The 16,139-nt window shown below is 55.5% G+C and carries 14 protein-coding genes; 10 read left to right on the top strand and 4 right to left on the bottom strand.

Annotation, left to right across the window (positions count from 1 at the left end):
- Nucleotides 1-12: 12 nt before the first annotated feature.
- Nucleotides 13-780 carry a TIGR03915 family putative DNA repair protein gene (locus tag E0E37_RS09955; protein ID WP_130862907.1) on the top strand — a complete coding sequence of 256 codons (768 nt, stop codon included), beginning with the start codon at nt 13-15 and terminating at the stop codon, nt 778-780.
- A 118-nt stretch (nt 781-898) separates the two neighbouring features.
- A complete protein-coding gene (locus E0E37_RS09950; RefSeq protein ID WP_130862906.1) occupies nt 899-1,633 on the top strand; it encodes an NAD-dependent protein deacylase in 735 nt (244 codons plus the stop codon).
- A 19-nt stretch (nt 1,634-1,652) separates the two neighbouring features.
- Here E0E37_RS09950 and E0E37_RS09945 read toward each other — a convergent pair whose 3' ends face one another.
- Nucleotides 1,653-3,146: an aminotransferase-like domain-containing protein gene (locus tag E0E37_RS09945; RefSeq protein WP_130862905.1), complete on the bottom strand. Its 1,494-nt coding sequence runs from the start codon at nt 3,144-3,146 to the stop codon at nt 1,653-1,655.
- Between the two features lie 263 nt (nt 3,147-3,409).
- Between E0E37_RS09945 and E0E37_RS09940 the strand changes: the two genes are divergently transcribed.
- Nucleotides 3,410-4,015, top strand: a complete 606-nt coding sequence (locus E0E37_RS09940) for a LysE/ArgO family amino acid transporter (protein ID WP_130862904.1) — start codon at nt 3,410-3,412, stop codon at nt 4,013-4,015.
- Between the two features lie 7 nt (nt 4,016-4,022).
- Here E0E37_RS09940 and E0E37_RS09935 read toward each other — a convergent pair whose 3' ends face one another.
- Nucleotides 4,023-4,667, bottom strand: coding sequence for a GntR family transcriptional regulator (locus E0E37_RS09935; protein WP_130862903.1), 645 nt, complete (start codon nt 4,665-4,667; stop codon nt 4,023-4,025).
- Nucleotides 4,668-5,117: 450 nt separating this feature from the next.
- On the opposite strand from E0E37_RS09935, the gene E0E37_RS09930 reads away from it, so the two are divergent.
- The 4 genes from E0E37_RS09930 to buk all read left to right on the top strand — a co-directional run bounded on the left by E0E37_RS09930 (nt 5,118) and on the right by buk (nt 10,200).
- A complete protein-coding gene (locus E0E37_RS09930) occupies nt 5,118-6,044 on the top strand; it encodes a phosphate acyltransferase (protein ID WP_130862902.1) in 927 nt (308 codons plus the stop codon).
- A 185-nt stretch (nt 6,045-6,229) separates the two neighbouring features.
- A complete protein-coding gene (locus E0E37_RS09925; RefSeq protein WP_330548569.1) occupies nt 6,230-7,732 on the top strand; it encodes a sodium-dependent transporter in 1,503 nt (500 codons plus the stop codon).
- A 139-nt stretch (nt 7,733-7,871) separates the two neighbouring features.
- A complete protein-coding gene (locus E0E37_RS09920) occupies nt 7,872-9,068 on the top strand; it encodes a pyridoxal phosphate-dependent aminotransferase (protein WP_130862901.1) in 1,197 nt (398 codons plus the stop codon).
- Nucleotides 9,069-9,072: 4 nt separating this feature from the next.
- Nucleotides 9,073-10,200: a butyrate kinase gene (buk, locus tag E0E37_RS09915; protein ID WP_130862900.1), complete on the top strand. Its 1,128-nt coding sequence runs from the start codon at nt 9,073-9,075 to the stop codon at nt 10,198-10,200.
- Between the two features lie 90 nt (nt 10,201-10,290).
- On the opposite strand, the gene E0E37_RS18705 is transcribed toward buk, so the two are convergent.
- Complete coding sequence (locus E0E37_RS18705; RefSeq protein ID WP_207302951.1) at nt 10,291-11,175, bottom strand: P-II family nitrogen regulator; 885 nt, start codon at nt 11,173-11,175, stop codon at nt 10,291-10,293.
- A 1-nt stretch (nt 11,176) separates the two neighbouring features.
- Nucleotides 11,177-12,802: a DUF1538 domain-containing protein gene (locus tag E0E37_RS09905; RefSeq protein WP_330548568.1), complete on the bottom strand. Its 1,626-nt coding sequence runs from the start codon at nt 12,800-12,802 to the stop codon at nt 11,177-11,179.
- A 649-nt stretch (nt 12,803-13,451) separates the two neighbouring features.
- On the opposite strand from E0E37_RS09905, the gene surE reads away from it, so the two are divergent.
- The 3 genes from surE (at nt 13,452) to E0E37_RS09890 (ending at nt 15,938) form a co-directional block, all read left to right on the top strand.
- Nucleotides 13,452-14,231, top strand: coding sequence for a 5'/3'-nucleotidase SurE (surE, locus tag E0E37_RS09900; RefSeq protein WP_207302950.1), 780 nt, complete (start codon nt 13,452-13,454; stop codon nt 14,229-14,231).
- A gap of 69 nt (nt 14,232-14,300) precedes the next feature.
- Entirely contained in the window at nt 14,301-14,876 is a 576-nt protein-coding gene (locus E0E37_RS09895; RefSeq protein WP_165445313.1) for a hydrolase, read from the top strand.
- Nucleotides 14,877-14,996: 120 nt separating this feature from the next.
- Nucleotides 14,997-15,938 carry a DUF2156 domain-containing protein gene (locus E0E37_RS09890; RefSeq protein ID WP_165445312.1) on the top strand — a complete coding sequence of 314 codons (942 nt, stop codon included), beginning with the start codon at nt 14,997-14,999 and terminating at the stop codon, nt 15,936-15,938.
- Nucleotides 15,939-16,139 lie beyond the last annotated feature (201 nt).

The raw sequence follows: 16,139 nt of genomic DNA, 5'->3' as shown, positions 1-16,139 counted from the left end.
GGGGGAGAACGGATGGATTATTTGTACGATGGGAGTTTTGAAGGGGTGTTGTGCTGCATCTACGCGCATTACTACGGTGAAAAGGCCGAGGGGATCTTCGAGAAGAGCTGCTATCAGCAAAATATGCTGCGGCAGTTTCGGATGGTTGAAACGGACGGGGACAAAGCGGCCAGAGTGTACGACGCCATCCGCGGCAAGATCTCATCCGATGCCCTGCGGAGGGTCTACGCCGTATATCTGTGCACAGAGCCGGAGAAGGAGATGAAGATCCTGCGCTACGTAGAGCTGGGTTTTCGCATGGGGGCGAAGGTGGATCTGATGCATGCGGATCCCGTCGTGTTTGACGCGCAGCAGGCGGAGAAAAAAGTTTATGCCGAACGGCACCGCTATCTGGGGATCCTGAGATTTTCCGTGATCAGGGCAGGCGGCGCCGGGATGGACGAGGGGGATCCGGCGGAGGTGCTTTACGCCAGACTGGAACCGGACAACGATGTGGTGGAACTCATGGCCCCGCATTTTGCGGACCGGTATAAAAATGATCCTTTCATCCTGCACGATCTGAGACGGGAAAAGGCTGTCTTCTCTCAGGGCGGGCACTGGTATGTGGCGGTCCTTCCCAAAGACGCGCCGGTGGATCTGGCTCAGGGCGAACGGGAATACCGGAAGCTCTGGAAGCAGTACTTTGAGACGATCGCCATCCGGGAGCGGATCAACCCGCGGTGTCAGAAGCAGTACATGCCGGTGCGGTACTGGAAGCACCTGACGGAAATGTTCGGATGAGGGGGATCCCCGGGAGAATCTTTCTTCTGCCCTTGATTTTTTTCACGCAAAGGCACACAATAATGACAGGAAAAGTCATAATCAAGCCGCATGAAAGTGCGCGAAAGAGAGGCTGCAGATGTATGAGGAACTGAAAAAGATTTTGGAGGAGAGCAAAAAGATCGTTTTTTTCGGAGGCGCGGGCGTATCCACAGAGAGCGGCGTTCCTGATTTTCGCTCGGAGAGCGGGCTGTATCAGGCCCAGTCCAGATACGGATATTCGCCGGAGCACATGTTGTCGCGCACGTTTTACGAGCAGAGTACGGAGACCTTTTTCGACTACTACAAGAACAATCTGATCTATCGGGAGGCCCGGCCCAACAAGGCGCATCTGGCTCTGGCCAGGCTGGAGCAGGAGGGGAAGCTGCTGGCGGTGGTCACCCAGAATATTGACGGCCTGCATCAGCTGGCCGGGAGCAAGAGGGTCTACGAGCTCCACGGTTCCGTGCTGCGCAACACCTGCACGGGCTGCGGAGCCCATTACGAGCTGGATTATATCATGGATCAGGAAAACTGCAGCGGATGGGTGCCCAAGTGCGCCAAATGCGGAGCCACGGTGAAGCCGGACGTGGTCCTCTATGAGGAATGTCTGGACGACAGCTGCATCAACGGCGCGGTGAACGCCATCGCCCGGGCGGACACGCTGATCGTGGGAGGCACGTCGCTGGTGGTATACCCGGCTGCAGGGCTGATCCAGTATTTCCGCGGAAAACATCTGGTCCTCATCAATAAATCCAAGACCCAGTACGACGGCAAGGCCGATCTGGTGATCAGCGACGCCATCGGCGAAGTGCTGGGAGAATGCGTGCTGTAGCAAAACGCCGGTCACCGGGTCATATCAGCGACCGAACGGCTTTCGCCAGCCTGCGGATGCCGTCCTCCAGCTGGTCCTCGGCGGCGTAGGCGTAGGACAGGCGGACAGCGTTATTTTTATTGTAGTCGTAGATGCTTCCCGGGTTTATGAGGATACGCTCCTCCATGGCCCGCTGAAACAGGCGGTCTGTGGGAACGCTGACCTTCAGTCTCAGCCAGATGTAGAAGCTGCCCTGGGGGATGTTCCAATCTGCCAGATCCTTAAAGTAAAGATCCAGGGCGCGGAGAGCCAGATCTCTGCGCTCTTTTAATTTGACGCGGAGGGAGGCCAGATATTGATCGTAGAGACCGCCGGACAGCAGTTCCGCCAGAGCCCACTGGGACAGGGAGCTGGCTCCGTAGTCGATCTGCATTTTCACGTCGCCCAGCCGTTCCGTTACGGATCTGGGACCTGCCAGCCAGCCGATGCGCAGACCCGGAGCGATGGTCTTGGATACCGTGCCCAGATAAAGGATCACGCCATTTTTGTCCAGCGTCTTGATGGGGCGCGGAGGTTCCTCGTCAAACCACAGTTCCCCGTAGGCGTTATCCTCGATGATCGGCAGCCGGGTATTCTGACAGAAGCGCAGCAGCGCTTCCCGCCGCTGGGCCGACATGACCGTCCCCGTGGGATTGTGAAAGGTAGGGATGGTGTAAAGAAGGCCGCTTTCCCGCTTCTGTGGAATATTCCAGTGCACCAGCCCTTCGCTGTCCATGGGCAGGCCGGAAAGTCTCATGCCGGCGGACTGAAAGACCTGCAGGGATTTTACATAGGAAGGGGCCTCCGTGTAAACGGTGGAACCGGGCTTCAGCATGCAGACAGAGATCAGCTGCAGCGCCTGGAGAGAACCGGAGGTGATGAGAATGCCGGAAGGGGAGGTCTCGATCCCCTGGGCGCACAGACGTCGGGCCAGTACTTCCCGCAGCTCGGCCAACCCCAGAGGCTCCAGATAATTCAGCGAAGGGATGCGGGCGGGAAGGCGGGAAAAGACCTCGTCCATGATCTCACGGGGAAAGAGATCCGGAGCAAGCTCCCCCGTGCCCAGACGCAGGACGTCTCTCTCGAATTCCAGCTTGTTGATCAGCTGAATCGTGGGAACGTTGGCGCGGAAAGAACCCGAGCGGATATAGCTGCCCCAGTCCGGCGGCGCGGAGGACATGAGCAGGGACCAGGTGTTGCTGGCGACATAAGTGCCGCGGCCGCGGTCCCCTTCCAGCACGCCGTAAGAATACAGTTCATCCATGGCGGCGGAGATCGTGCTGCGGTTCACGCCGAACTGCTGCGCCAGCCGGCGCTGGGAGGGCAGGCGGCTGCCCACCGGCCAATCTCCGCCGGAAATGCGCCTGCTCACATAGTCCACGATCTGCTGGTAGACCGGCGCGGCCGATCCCCTGTCCGGTCTCCAGTCGATCTCCAGTTCCGGCAATTCCGTCTGGTATTTCTTTTTTTTCGCCGGCTCTTTTGCCTGCCCCATAACTGTACTCTCCCTTTCGCTGTTATCCTGTTTCTCCGTCGGTCTGCTCTGCCGGCTGTCCGTCTCTTGTCTATCCAGTCCGCTGTCTGACGGGTATACTCTATCCTGCCGCCGCGGCAAAGTCAATGACTGGCTGGGTAAAAAATGTGTAAGTGGCTGGTTACTTTCCATGAAAAAGACGATATTGTAAGGATAACAGAAATGAAATTGGCTGGGTCGACGGGGTGCGTCCGACCACAGCGGAGAAAGGAAATGAAATTTATATGGTATACTTTTTTCAGGGTTTTACGCTGGGCCTGGCCTATGTGGCGCCCATCGGAGCGCAGAATTTATTTGTCATCAATACCGGCCTGACCCAGAGCGTAAAACGGGTGTATCAGACGGCGTTTATCGTTATGTTTTTCGATATCGTGCTGGCTGTCGCCTGCTTCTTCGGGGTGGGCGCCGTCATGGACCGGGCGCCGCTGCTGAAGATGGGGATCCTCATCGTGGGAGGACTGGCGCTGATGTACATGGGCGTTCAGCTGATGCGGGCCAGGGGATCCCTGGAAAAGACCGATGTGGATGTTCCCCTGCTCAAGGTGATCTCCACAGCCTGCGTCGTGACCTGGTTCAACCCTCAGGCTCTGATCGACGGCTCCCTGATGCTGGGCGCCTTCAAAGCGTCTCTGCCGGCGGACCAGTCCGCCGCTTTCATCCTGGGCGTCTGTCTGGCCTCCGCATCCTGGTGGCTGGGTATTTCCACCCTGACTCACCTGTTCGGCGCCAAACTGTCCGACCGTGTTCTCCGCGGTATCAATATCGTCTGCGGCGCGATCATATTCTGCTATGGACTCAAATTGGGCGTGAGCTTTTTCCGCGTGGTGTAAAGAAGGGTCAGTCCGGCAGCCCCTGCACGTGTTTGTCATAGTGTTTTTCCAGGGCGGCGTACACGGCTGCCCTGTCCCGGGCCCTGACGGCCTGGGCGATGGCTTCGTGTTCCCGTATGGTCTGGTCGATCTCAAGCCCATGTCTCCGGTAATTGTCCAGGATCTGCAGGTAGAGCAGGCTTTCCATGTTGGCGTAGACTGCGGAGAGGTAGCGGTTGTCCGCGGCCTCGAAGAAGCATCGGTCGAAGGCCATGGCGCGTTCTGTCAGACAGGTGCAGTCGTTCTTTGCCGCGCAGGCCCTCTGAAGAAGGATACATTCCCGCAGTTTATCAGAGAGGTTCGCTGTGAGATCCTGCCGCCGGCAGATGTCGTAGGTGCAGGCCAGAAGCCCGCAGATGGCGGTGTTCAGCTCTTGATAGCTCTGCTCGGTAAATTGGATGACCTTGGCGCCCACGTTGGGCTGTATGGTCAGCAGACCGTCGTTCTCCAGCATGATCAGGGCTTCGCGTATAGGAGAGTTGCTCACATGGAGCAGGCAGGAAAGCGTGTCGATGTTGATCCTGCTGCCAAATGGGAATTCCTGACTCAATATCTTTGCCCGAATATAATGATAGACCTGGTCCTTGATCGTCTTTTTCTTAAAGCCGTCCATTGGTATCTCACCTCCCAAGTCTTAGAAAAACCTTGAAATTATTGTGTTTTATTAAAATGTATTATATTTGTCGGGCCGTATAAAGTCAACCGGTGAAATTGTCGGAATTTTCGAATATATGCCAAAGTTATTTCGACTGGACGGCGTTGATGGGAAAGGGAAATATTTGACCCCAAGTGCGTTTGGGTATAGTATAATAGGCATCAGAAGCAAAAATCATGCATGATGCATGATTTTGGAATCTCTGAACAAGTAACGAACTTAACGAAAAGATGCCAAAGAAATTCCTGTTAAAATTAAAAAATCATCATTTTAAAAAAATATTTTCGGACAAAGATGAGCGGGGCTGGGCGAGAATAGTTAAATAATCCTATAAATATACAGTTAATAGAAAAGCGGGATCTGCTTTATGCAATAGATGATCGCTTGAGAGAGGGAGGAATGATTCCAATGGTGATTCAGAATTTTGAACAGCTGGCGAGGATGTGCGGAGGCTCGAAGAAACGTACGGTCGCCGTGGCGGCGGCTCACGACGCCCATGCTCTGGAGGCGGTATTCCGCGCCCAGGAGGAAGGGATCCTGGACTATATGCTGGTGGGCGACGGCGCGGAGATCGAAAAGATCGCGGCGGCGGAGGGTCACAGGCTGGACAGCGGACGGGTGGTGGACTGCAGAGGGGAAGCGGAAGCTGCGGCGGAGAGCGTCAGACTGGTCCGTGAAGGAAAGGCGGATTTTCTGCAGAAGGGTCTGATGCAGACGTCTTCTATTCTCAAAGCGGTGCTCAATAAAGAGACGGGCATCGGCACGGGGAATATCATGTCCCACGTGGCGTTTCTGGATATTCCAAAGTACCATAAGATCGTAGGCGTCACCGATGGGGGTATGCTGCTTTATCCGGATCTGGAACAGAAGAAGGCGATCGTAAAGAATGCGGTGGAGCTTTTCCACAGATTCGGATACGAGGAACCGAAGGTGGCGGCGCTGTGCGCGGTGGAGGTGGTCAATCCGAAGATGCCGGAGAGCGTAGAAGCCCACGAGCTGAAGGCGCTGGCCGCCGAAGGCGCGCTGGGCAGATGTCTCTTTGAGGGGCCGATCTCTTTCGACCTGGCAGTCAGCGCCGATTCGGCGAAGATCAAGGGCTATGAGAGCCCGGTGACGGGGGATGCGGACATTTTCCTGGTGCCTGATATTTGTACGGGAAATATTATGGTAAAAAGCCTTCTGGCGTTCGCCGACGCGAAAATGGCCGGCTGCGTGGTGGGAGCGGAATGTCCTGTGGCGCTGAACTCCAGAAGCGCATCCTTCGAGGAAAAGTATTATTCGCTGCTGGCCTGCGCGCAGATGTGCGGCAGCTCTGAAAGAGAACAGATTTTGTGAAATTGACAAAAAAGCTTTGGAAAAAAGAAGGAAAGCGGTATAATATAAAGGTCTGACTGTCCGCCGTTTTCCGGTCAAAAGCGGCGGACTGCAATTATTAATTCATATGACCTTCCGCGTGAGAGAGGCACGGCCTGGCTTTGCCGGCGGAAGGCGGGTAAGTCGACGAGAAAGGAGTGTTTATCGTGGCAGAAAGAGAAAAATTTGGGTCGCGGCTTGGATTTATCCTCGTCTCGGCGGGCTGCGCGGTAGGTCTCGGAAATGTGTGGAAGTTCCCGTACATGTGCGGACAGTACGGCGGCGCGGCGTTTATCCTGATCTATCTGGTGTTCCTGCTGATCCTGGGTCTTCCGATCATGGTCTGCGAATTTTCCGTGGGCCGGGGCAGCCAGAAAAGCGTTGCCTCTTCCTTCAAGACTCTGCAGCCGAAAGGAGCGGCATATCACACCTACGGTTATTTCGGCATGATAGGAAATTATCTGCTGATGATGTTCTATACCAGCGTAGCCGGCTGGCTGATCTATTACATGTTCCGCATGATCAAAGGCGACTTCAATGGGGCCACCACAGATCAGGTGGCCGCGGGGTTCAATGACATGCTGGGAAATCCCGGGATCATGGCAGCCTTCATGATCCTGGCTGTACTGCTGTCCTTCGGCATCTGTTCCCTTGGTCTGCGAAACGGTGTTGAAAAGATCACGAAGATCATGATGATCTGCCTGCTGGCCATTATGATCGTGCTGGTAGTCCGGGTAGTCACGCTGCCGGGCGCAGGGGAGGGCGTCAGATTCTATCTGGTGCCGGACTTCAAGGCGATGGCGGAGATCGGCATCGGATCGGTGATCTTCGGGGCCATGTCCCAGGCCTTCTTTACGCTGTCCATCGGCATGGGCTCCATGGCGATCTTCGGGAGTTATCTGGACAAAAGCCGTTCTCTGGGCGGCGAGGCTGTGAGCATCGTCTGTCTGGATACTTTAGTGGCCATCCTGGCCGGATTTATCGTGATCCCCGCCTGCTTTGCCTTTGACGTACCGCAGTCGGCCGGTCCCCCGCTGATCTTCATTACGCTGCCCAATATTTTTCATCAGATGGCGGGCGGAACCATTTGGGGCGCGTTCTTCTTCCTGTTCCTGTCCTTTGCGGCGCTCTCCACCGTTGTGGCGGTGTTCGAGAATATCCTGAGCTTTGCCATGGATCTGTGGGGCTGGACGAGGAAAAAAGCCGTTGTGGTGAACATTTTTCTGATCATCGCGCTGTCCCTGCCCTGTGTGCTGGGCTACAACCTGCTGATCTCCATCGCCCCTCTGGGACCGGGGAGCACGATCATGGATCTGGAGGACTTCATCGTATCCAACAACATTCTGCCTCTGGGCTCCATGGTGTACCTGATGTTCTGTACCTACCGCTACGGCTGGGGCTGGGATAACTTCCTGAAGGAAGCCAATTCCGGCGCCGGGATGAAATTCCCCAACAGTTCCGCGCTGCGGTTTTACATGTCTTACATTATGCCGTTGATCGTGGTGTTCATCTACATCAAAGGTTATTGGGACAAATTCGGACCGAATACCTGGGGAAAGACCGTCAGCTCCGGGCTGGGCATCGCATGGATGCTGATCGGCGCGGCGTTCCTGTGCTTTATCGCCTACGTTTCCTTCTACAGGAAAAAAGATGGCAGGCTGAAGGCTTAGCGCCGGTCCTTACCGCGTGACAAGGGCCGCTCCACCGGAGCGGCCTTTTTTCAGAAATAAGACGTCCGGCGGCGCTGTTCCGCCGGCGTCTTCAATAGAAATAAATTAACAGAGAGAAAAGGATAGGAGGCAGTTTGCAATGATAGCGAAAAAGATGGAACCGTTTTTACACAACAACTCAGCGATCCGCACCATGTTCGAGGAAGGAAATCGCCTGAAAAAAATATACGGCGACGACAAAGTATTCGACTTCAGCCTGGGAAATCCCAATGTCCCGGCTCCGGAAGCGGTGAAGGAAGCCATCGTGGATATCGTAAAGGAAGAAGATCCGGTAACGGTACACGGGTATATGAGCAACGCCGGTTTTGAGGATGTGAGGGAGGCCATCGCCCAGTCTCTCAACCGCCGCTTCGGAACGGCCTTCTCCGCAGGCAATATTCTGATGACGGTAGGCGCGGCCAGCGGCCTGAACGTGGTGCTGAAGACCATCCTAGACCCGGGAGACGAAGTGGTGGTGTTCGCTCCGTACTTTCTGGAGTACGCCGCTTACATCGGAAACTTCGACGGCAAGCTGGTCGAAGTTCCCCCCAACGCGCCGGAATTCCAGCCGGACCTGGGGGAATTCGAGAAGCGGCTCACTGCGAAGACCAAAGCTGTCATCGTCAACTCTCCCCACAACCCCACGGGAGTGGTCTACTCTGAGGATACGATCAAGGGGATCGCTGAGATCCTGGAACGGAAGCAGAAAGAGTACGGAAAAGAGATCTACCTGATCTCCGACGAACCCTACAGGGAGCTGGTCTACGACGGCGCCCAGGCGCCCTATCTGACCAAGTATTACAGAAATACGTTCGTGGGCTATTCCTACAGCAAATCCCTGTCTCTGCCGGGAGAGCGTATCGGTTACGTGGTGGTACCGGACGAGATGGACGACAGCGAGACGATGTTTACCACGGCGTCCATCGCCAACCGGATCATCGGCTCCGTCAACGCCCCCTCGCTCATGCAGAAGGTGATCGGCCGCTGCGTGGACGCGGCGGTGGATATCGCGTATTACGAAAAGAACAGAAATGCACTTTACAACGGACTGGCGGAGTGCGGATTCACCTGCGCCAAACCTCAGGGCGCGTTTTATCTCTTTGTAAAATCACCGGTGGAAGACGAAAAGGAATTCTGCGCCGCCGCAAAGAAGTACAATATACTCATGGTGCCGGGCAGCTCCTTTGCATGCCCCGGTTATGTAAGGCTGGCCTACTGTGTGTCTTATGAAACCATCGTGAATTCTCTGCCCGCCTTCAGACAGCTGGCGGAGGAATATAACCTGACGAGGGGGTAAACTCATGCATAAGTTTCTCGTGATCAACCCGGGTTCCACCAGCACAAAGCTGGCGGTCTACGAGGACGACAAGGCGGTGTTTACGGAAAACATCGTCCACGACCCCGAGAGCATCGGAGCCTTTGAAAATATTGTGGATCAGCTGCCATTCCGCCTGCAGGTGGTACAGGAATTTCTGAAGGAGAAAGACATCGATCTGTCGTCTTACTCCGCGATCATGTGCAGAGGCGGCATGGTGCCGAATCTGAGGACCGGCGGCTACCGCGTCAACGAGGAACTGTTTTACGCCCTGGGCAGCGATATCAGTTCCCCGCACGCGTCCAATCTGGGCGGCATGCTGGGCAAGCTCCTTGGAGATCCTGTGGGCGTGCCCGCTTATATCTACGACGCAGTGACAGCCGGAGAGCTCCAGCCTGTGGCGAAGATAACAGGCATTCCCAACATAACCAGACAGAGCTGCTGCCACGTGCTTAACAGCCGGGCCATGGCCATGCGGTACGCGGATCAGATCGGGAAAAAGTATGAGGATCTGAACCTGATCGTGGCTCATCTGGGCGGCGGCGTCTCCGTCAGCGTACATTCCCGGGGAACGATCATCGACTCCATGGGAGACGACGACGGGCAGTTTTCGCCGGAGAGGGCGGGAAGCGTGCCCTGCCTGGAACTGGTAGACATGTGCTATTCCGGGTACTTTACCAGAGCGGATATGAAGAAGAAGATCAGAGGCAGAGGCGGTATGTACGCTCACCTGGGCACCAGCGACTGCCGGGAGATCGAGAAGATGATCGCAGGCGGCGACGAGCACGCGGCGCTGATCTTTCACGCGCAGGCATATCAGATCGCCAAAGGCATCGGCCTCCTGTCCATCGTCAACAAGGGAAAAAACGAAGCGATCATCCTGACGGGGGGCGTGGCCTTCTCGAAGATGATGACCGACATGATAACGGATTACGTCTCCTTCATCGCACCTGTGGTCATAATGCCCGGAGAGCATGAAATGGATGCGCTGGCCCAGGGGGGACTGCGCATCGTCACCGGCGCGGAGGAGGCAAAGACCTACCATCTGCCGCCCATGCCGAAAAAGAACAAGCCTGACTGGCTGCCCGATCTAAGCCAGATCTACGGAAAATAGGACGCGTCCATTTTGACCTCTGTTTCTTAACGGATGGAGGGATGAAAAAACGCCTGTGCAGTCTTGGCTGCACAGGCGTTTTTATACAACTTATTTTTTCTTCCTGCCGCTGTCGGGCGACGGCTGTACGGCTGGGGCGGGCGGTTCGGCCTCGCTGCCGTCGGCGGTGAGCCAGCGGGCGATCCCGGTCACTTCATCCACCGGCAGGGAGAAGCACAGCCCCTTCCCTTCCGTCTGCAGACCGGCGGCCTCGATGATGGCGTGCATGACTTCCTTCGTGGCCTTGTGCCGCACGAGAGAGAGTATGACCTCCTTTTCCGGCTGTATGGAGATGGAGAAGAATCGCTCCACCTCGTGGACGCCGGTGCCTCTGGCGTGCAGAACGGTGCCGCCTTTGGCCCCCGCCGTTTTGGAAGCCTCGATGGCCAGATCTGAAAAGCCGCGGTTGACGATGGTGATGATCAGGTCGAAGGTTCTCATGCCGCCGGGTTCGGTGGTCTGCGTGACGGCGGAGGGGGAGATCTTGTCGGCTTTTTTATTCTTTTTCTCAGTGATTCCCATTGTATCAACTCCTTCTCCGCTCTGGGGGCGGTTCTGCTGCTGGGGTGAGGCCGTTTCCGTGAAGTCGCCTGCGCTCTGGGGAGGCGGGTAGATGCCGGAAATATAGCGAAGGGCTCTGGGGCCGCTGACGCCGGTGATGGACAGCGATATGGCAATGCCGGTGTTGGGCTCGTTCATGCGGAAATACCGGTGGATGCGGGTGAGCATCTCGTGGGAAAACTCGGAGCGGACTACAGTAAATACACAGTCCTTTTCTGAGTCGGACAGACCCAGGTAATCCATAAAATGCGTTCCCGCCGCGCCGTAAGCGGGAGAGATCATGGAGAAGGTGAGCCCGTTTTCACGGCAGAGCTTCGCTGCTTCTTCCCCCTTTCCCCGGGGGAGGATGACGATCAGAAGTTTGATGCCTTGCATATTACTCTCCTTTCTGGAATGACAGCTCTCCGTAATTCATCAGATACCCATGGATCAGAGGATCGGTTTCCTCTTCCAGGTCGATATAGTAATTGTCGGCGTACAGATCGGCGATAAGCTGGGCTTTTGCCGCTTCCACCGCCATGTCGAAGGCCAGCTTCCGCGATTCCTGACGTTCTGTGACAGTCAGCTTTACGCGGTAGATAACGCCCATGATCTGTATGGCGATCAGCGGCGTCATCGCCACCATGGCCACGATGCCGAAGGCGTCGGTCATGATATTTCCGCCCAGAGCTTCGCAGGCGCCCATGGCAAAGGGCAGAAGGAAGGTGGCCGTCATGGGGCCGGAGGCCACGCCGCCGGAGTCGAAGGCGATGCCGGTGAAGATCGGCGGCACAAAGAAGGTCAGCAGCAGCGCGATGGCATAGCCGGGGACTAACAGATACCAGATGGAGAGACCTGTCAGGATGCGCAGCATGGCCAGACCGATGGAGACCGCCACGCCCAGGGACAGGCAGACAAGCATGGAATTGCGGGAGATGGAACCGCCTGTTATGTCCTCTACCTGATTATTCAGCACGTGGACGGCTGGCTCCGCCGCCACGATGAAGAAGCCCATCAGCATCCCCAGGGGGATGAGAAGCCAGGCTGTGCCGGAAGAACCGATGGCGGCGCCGATATAGTGTCCCGCGGGCAGAAATCCTACGTTGACCCCGGTGAGAAAGATCACCAGACCCACATAGGTGTAGACTACGCCAACGGCCAGTTTGATCAGCTTCGACTTGGGAAGCCTGAGCGCGGCGAACTGAAAGATCAGGAAAAACAGAACGATGGGCGACAGGGCCACAGCCACTTCCTGGGCGTAGTCCAGAAGGCCGTGTCCCAGAAGCCGGAGCATAGAGGCCAGGCCGGAGACCACGGGCGTCTCCGTGGAGGCTGCCGACGAGGATGGGTCGAAAAACAGCCCCATGATCATGACGGCCATGATCGGCCCGATGGAACAGAGGGCCACCAGGCCGAAACTGTCGTCGTGGGAACTCTTTCCTCCGCGGACAGAAGACAGGCCGATGCCCAGAGCCAGAATAAAGGGAACGGTGATGGGACCGGTGGTAACGCCGCCGGAATCAAATGCCACAGCCAGATAGTCAGGCGAGGTGAAGACGGCCATGAGAAAAACAGCCCCGTAAAAAAGCAGGAGAAGCCATGAGAGCTTCAGCTGAAACAGGATGCGCAAAAGCGCTACCACCAGAAACAGCCCCACGCCCAGAGCCACGGACAAAATCAAAGTCGCGTTGGGAACGGACGGGACCTGATCGGCCAGAACCTGAAGATCCGGTTCGGCGATGGTGATCAGTATGCCGATGGCAAAACAGCAGGCGACCAGAAGACCCAGCCGTCTGGACTTGGTCAGCTGCGCGCCGATCTGTTCGCCCATCGGCATCATCGAGATGTCGGCGCCCAAGGTAAAAAATCCCATACCAATGATCAGCAATATTGTTCCCGCAAGAAACAGCGCCAGCGTGCCGTCGGGCACAGGCGCAATTGTAAAGTGAAGAATCAATACAATGACGGCGATGGGAAGAACCGAGGAAACCGACTCTTTGAGTTTAGTCAGTAATTTTTCCACGTAGATCCCTCTTTCGTTGGATGGCCGGCGGAAAAAGGATCGTAACATTTCCTTTCCGATCCGGCAGTCAGGAGCAGCAACGTACGCCCTTCAGCCGGTCCGGAAAAAACAGGACGAATCGACATACGGGCAGACAGTAAAAATATATATATGTGCGGACGGATCCTGTAAGCGCAGCCGGCTGCATCCATGGGAAAACCGGTAAAAAAACGCCTGTCTACATATATATATGTTCTTACAATAAAAGATTATCGAAAAAGAGGGATTATGTCAAGCGATCGGAGTGGATTACCATTCGATTTTTGACGACAAATTTCGACGAAATTCGGGAATGGCAGGCAGGGAAAAGGAGGAAACGCGCTGGCGCTGAACGGGATATTTATGATATAATAACCGCAGACTGGTTATCGTATAGATTCTGTGCGGCGCGGCGGACGCCATAGGCGGATTATACCATGATGGCCTGCCGCCAATCAGGATATAATGTCGGCGGCGGACCACACGTGCGGACCCTGCCGCAGGGATATGTTCAGGTATATCCGGCGCCGAACTTTCAATAATAAAGAAAGAGACAGAAAAGATAAGAGAGGTCTGTTCCGCGAAAAGACACGAGATGAAGGGCGGGAACGGACAGAAAGGGACGATGGGAATGAGATTGAAGAATATTTTTGTAACCAACGACGATGGGATCACCGCCCGCGGCATCCACGTGCTGGCGAAGGCGTTGTCCGGGATCGCCGATGTTTACGTGTGCGCCCCGGACAGGCAGAGGACGGCGGCCGGTCACGGCATAACCGTTTCGGAAAAACTGTACGTGGTGGAAGCTCCTTTTGAGGAGGCGAAAAAAGCGTATTCCTGCTCGGGAACGCCGGCCGACTGCGTCAAGCTGGGCCTTGAGGTATTCCGCTCCCAGGGGATCGAAATAGATCTGGTGTGCTCGGGGATCAATCACGGCGCAAATCTGGGCACGGACGTACTCTATTCGGGAACGGTGTCCGCCGCGCTGGAGGGTGTGATCTGCGGCGTTCCATCCATCGCGTTCTCCAGCTGCAGCCATCAGCCGGAGCACCTGGAGGTCTACGACCGCTTTGCCGCTCAGGTATGTCAGGCGGTCTGGGGAAAGCTGGACAACAATACGGTATTGAACGTCAATGCGCCCGATCTGCCCGCTGAAGAGATCCGAGGGGTAAAATTCGTGCGGCAGGGTATCCGGGAATATGAAAATACCTTTGATCCCGCCGCAGATGAGGAAGGGAAGACGTATTACGAGTACTCTTCCAAGCCGGCTGTGTATGAAGATCTTCCTGCGGATATGGATGTGATGGCCTCACAGGACCATTACATCACGGTGACGCCGCTGCAGTATGATCTGACGAACCACGGCATGATCGATGAAGTGGCTGGCTGGGGCATCGAGTTTCAACGGTAGGGAGGAAAAGACGGCCCCGCCGCGCATTATAGATCGTTGATTTTTTGAAGTAAAAAAGGGAGGATGCAAATGGTAAAAAGACTGAAAAAGGACGAAGCACTTCTGGTACTCATTGACTTTCAGGAGCGGATCATGCCGGCCATGGAAGGCTGCGGGGAGCTGGAGGACGCCGCCGTACGTCTGGTAAAGGGCTGCAGGGCGCTGGGCGTTCCGGCTCTGGTAACGCAGCAGTACACCAAAGGGCTGGGCGCCACGATCCCCGCGCTGCACGCGGCGCTGACAGAAGAGTTTTCGGGCGCGGCGGCCTCGTCCTACACGCCTGTGGAGAAGACCACCTTCAGCGCAATGAAGACGCCGGAATTCGTGGAGGCCTTGAAGGCGTCCGGACGCAGTACCATCATCGTATCGGGGATCGAATCTCACGTGTGCGTACAGCAGACGGTGATTGATTTGCTGGATGCTGGGTATACTGTATTCGTAGCTGCAGACTGCGTATCGTCGAGAAAGGTTTCCGACCGCCGCATGGCCAAGAGCCGTATGCGGGCGGAAGGCGCCGTGTATACCACCATGGAGGCGATCTTGTTCGAGCTCTGCGGCGGCGCGAGAGAACCGGGTTTCAAGGAGATCTCCGCTATCGTGAAATAAAAAGAAAAGAGGCTGTGGAGAAACGGCTGCGGATCCAGCGGACGCAGGGTTTTTCCGGGCCGAAGAGAGACAGGGGCGGCGGCTTGGGCCGGCCGCCCTGTTTCACAGGAGATGAGTTATATGCGAATGTTTGAAAACGAGATTACGATCGAAAACAGGGCGGTGCTGGAGGAATATCTGGGAAGCTATGAATATCGGGCTTCCGGGCTGTCCTTCAGCTCCCTTTATATGTGGCGGAATATCAATCAGTTCAGCTGGCAGATCATCGGCGACTACCTGTGCATCGCGGGCGTCAGCCTGCTGGAGGAAGAAGTGGAGGAGCCGTTTCTGCTGCCGCCGCTGACCCGGATCGGGCTCTATGAGCCGCAGAAGCTGCGGGAGACCATCCTGCAGGCGAAGGGGATCTTCGAGGACGCGGGTTATATCTTCAGTCTGCGCCTGCTGCCCTTTCAGATGGTGGACTGCCTGCGGGCGGCGTTCCCCACGGAGATGAAGATCATTGCGGACCGGCCCAATTACGACTATGTATACCGCACAAAGGATTTGATCGAGCTGGCGGGCCGGGCCTATCACGGAAAGAAAAATCATCTGAACTACTTCAAAAACCACTACGAATATGAATATGTTCCGCTGACCTCTGAGATGGCGCCCCTGGCGAAACGGTTCATCAGGGAATTCAACGACAGGAAGAAGGGACTTTCCGCCCATGAGCGGGAACTGCTGATCTACGAGCAGGAAGCTCTGGACGACGTGTTTGAAAATCTGGAGAAGGTGGGATATCTGGCGGGGGCCATCCTGATCGACGGACGGATCGAAGCCCTTTCTATCGGGGGACGTCTGGGGAAAAAGACGGTGACCGTCCATGTGGAAAAGGCAAATACGGAGATCAGAGGTCTGTACCAGGCGATCAACAATGAATTCTGCAAACAGGTCACGGATAAGGTGAAATATATAAATCGGGAAGAAGATATGGGCATTGAAGGACTGCGAAAGGCCAAGCTCTCTTACAATCCCGTTAAAATGGTGGAAAAATATATCGCGATTTTTAAGGCTGATCTATAGGAAAACCGTAGGTTTTACGTTTTTATGAAAAGGTCCGATTATTTTTTTACAGGCAATTTCAGAAAATATTAAAAGATCGTTAAACATTTATCAAAGTTAAACGAAATATTTATGGGGCGGGGGATGATCTGGCAAATAATTGACGGAAAAGCAGGCGTATTTCGCTTTTTTAATAGGTATTGTAATTTAAAACGCGCAATG

Origin of the sequence: Bacilliculturomica massiliensis, assembly GCF_900605495.1 — a bacterium.
GTDB classification, from domain to species: domain Bacteria; phylum Bacillota; class Clostridia; order Peptostreptococcales; family Anaerovoracaceae; genus Bacilliculturomica; species Bacilliculturomica massiliensis.
This window is presented reverse-complemented; position numbering and strand designations above follow the sequence as displayed.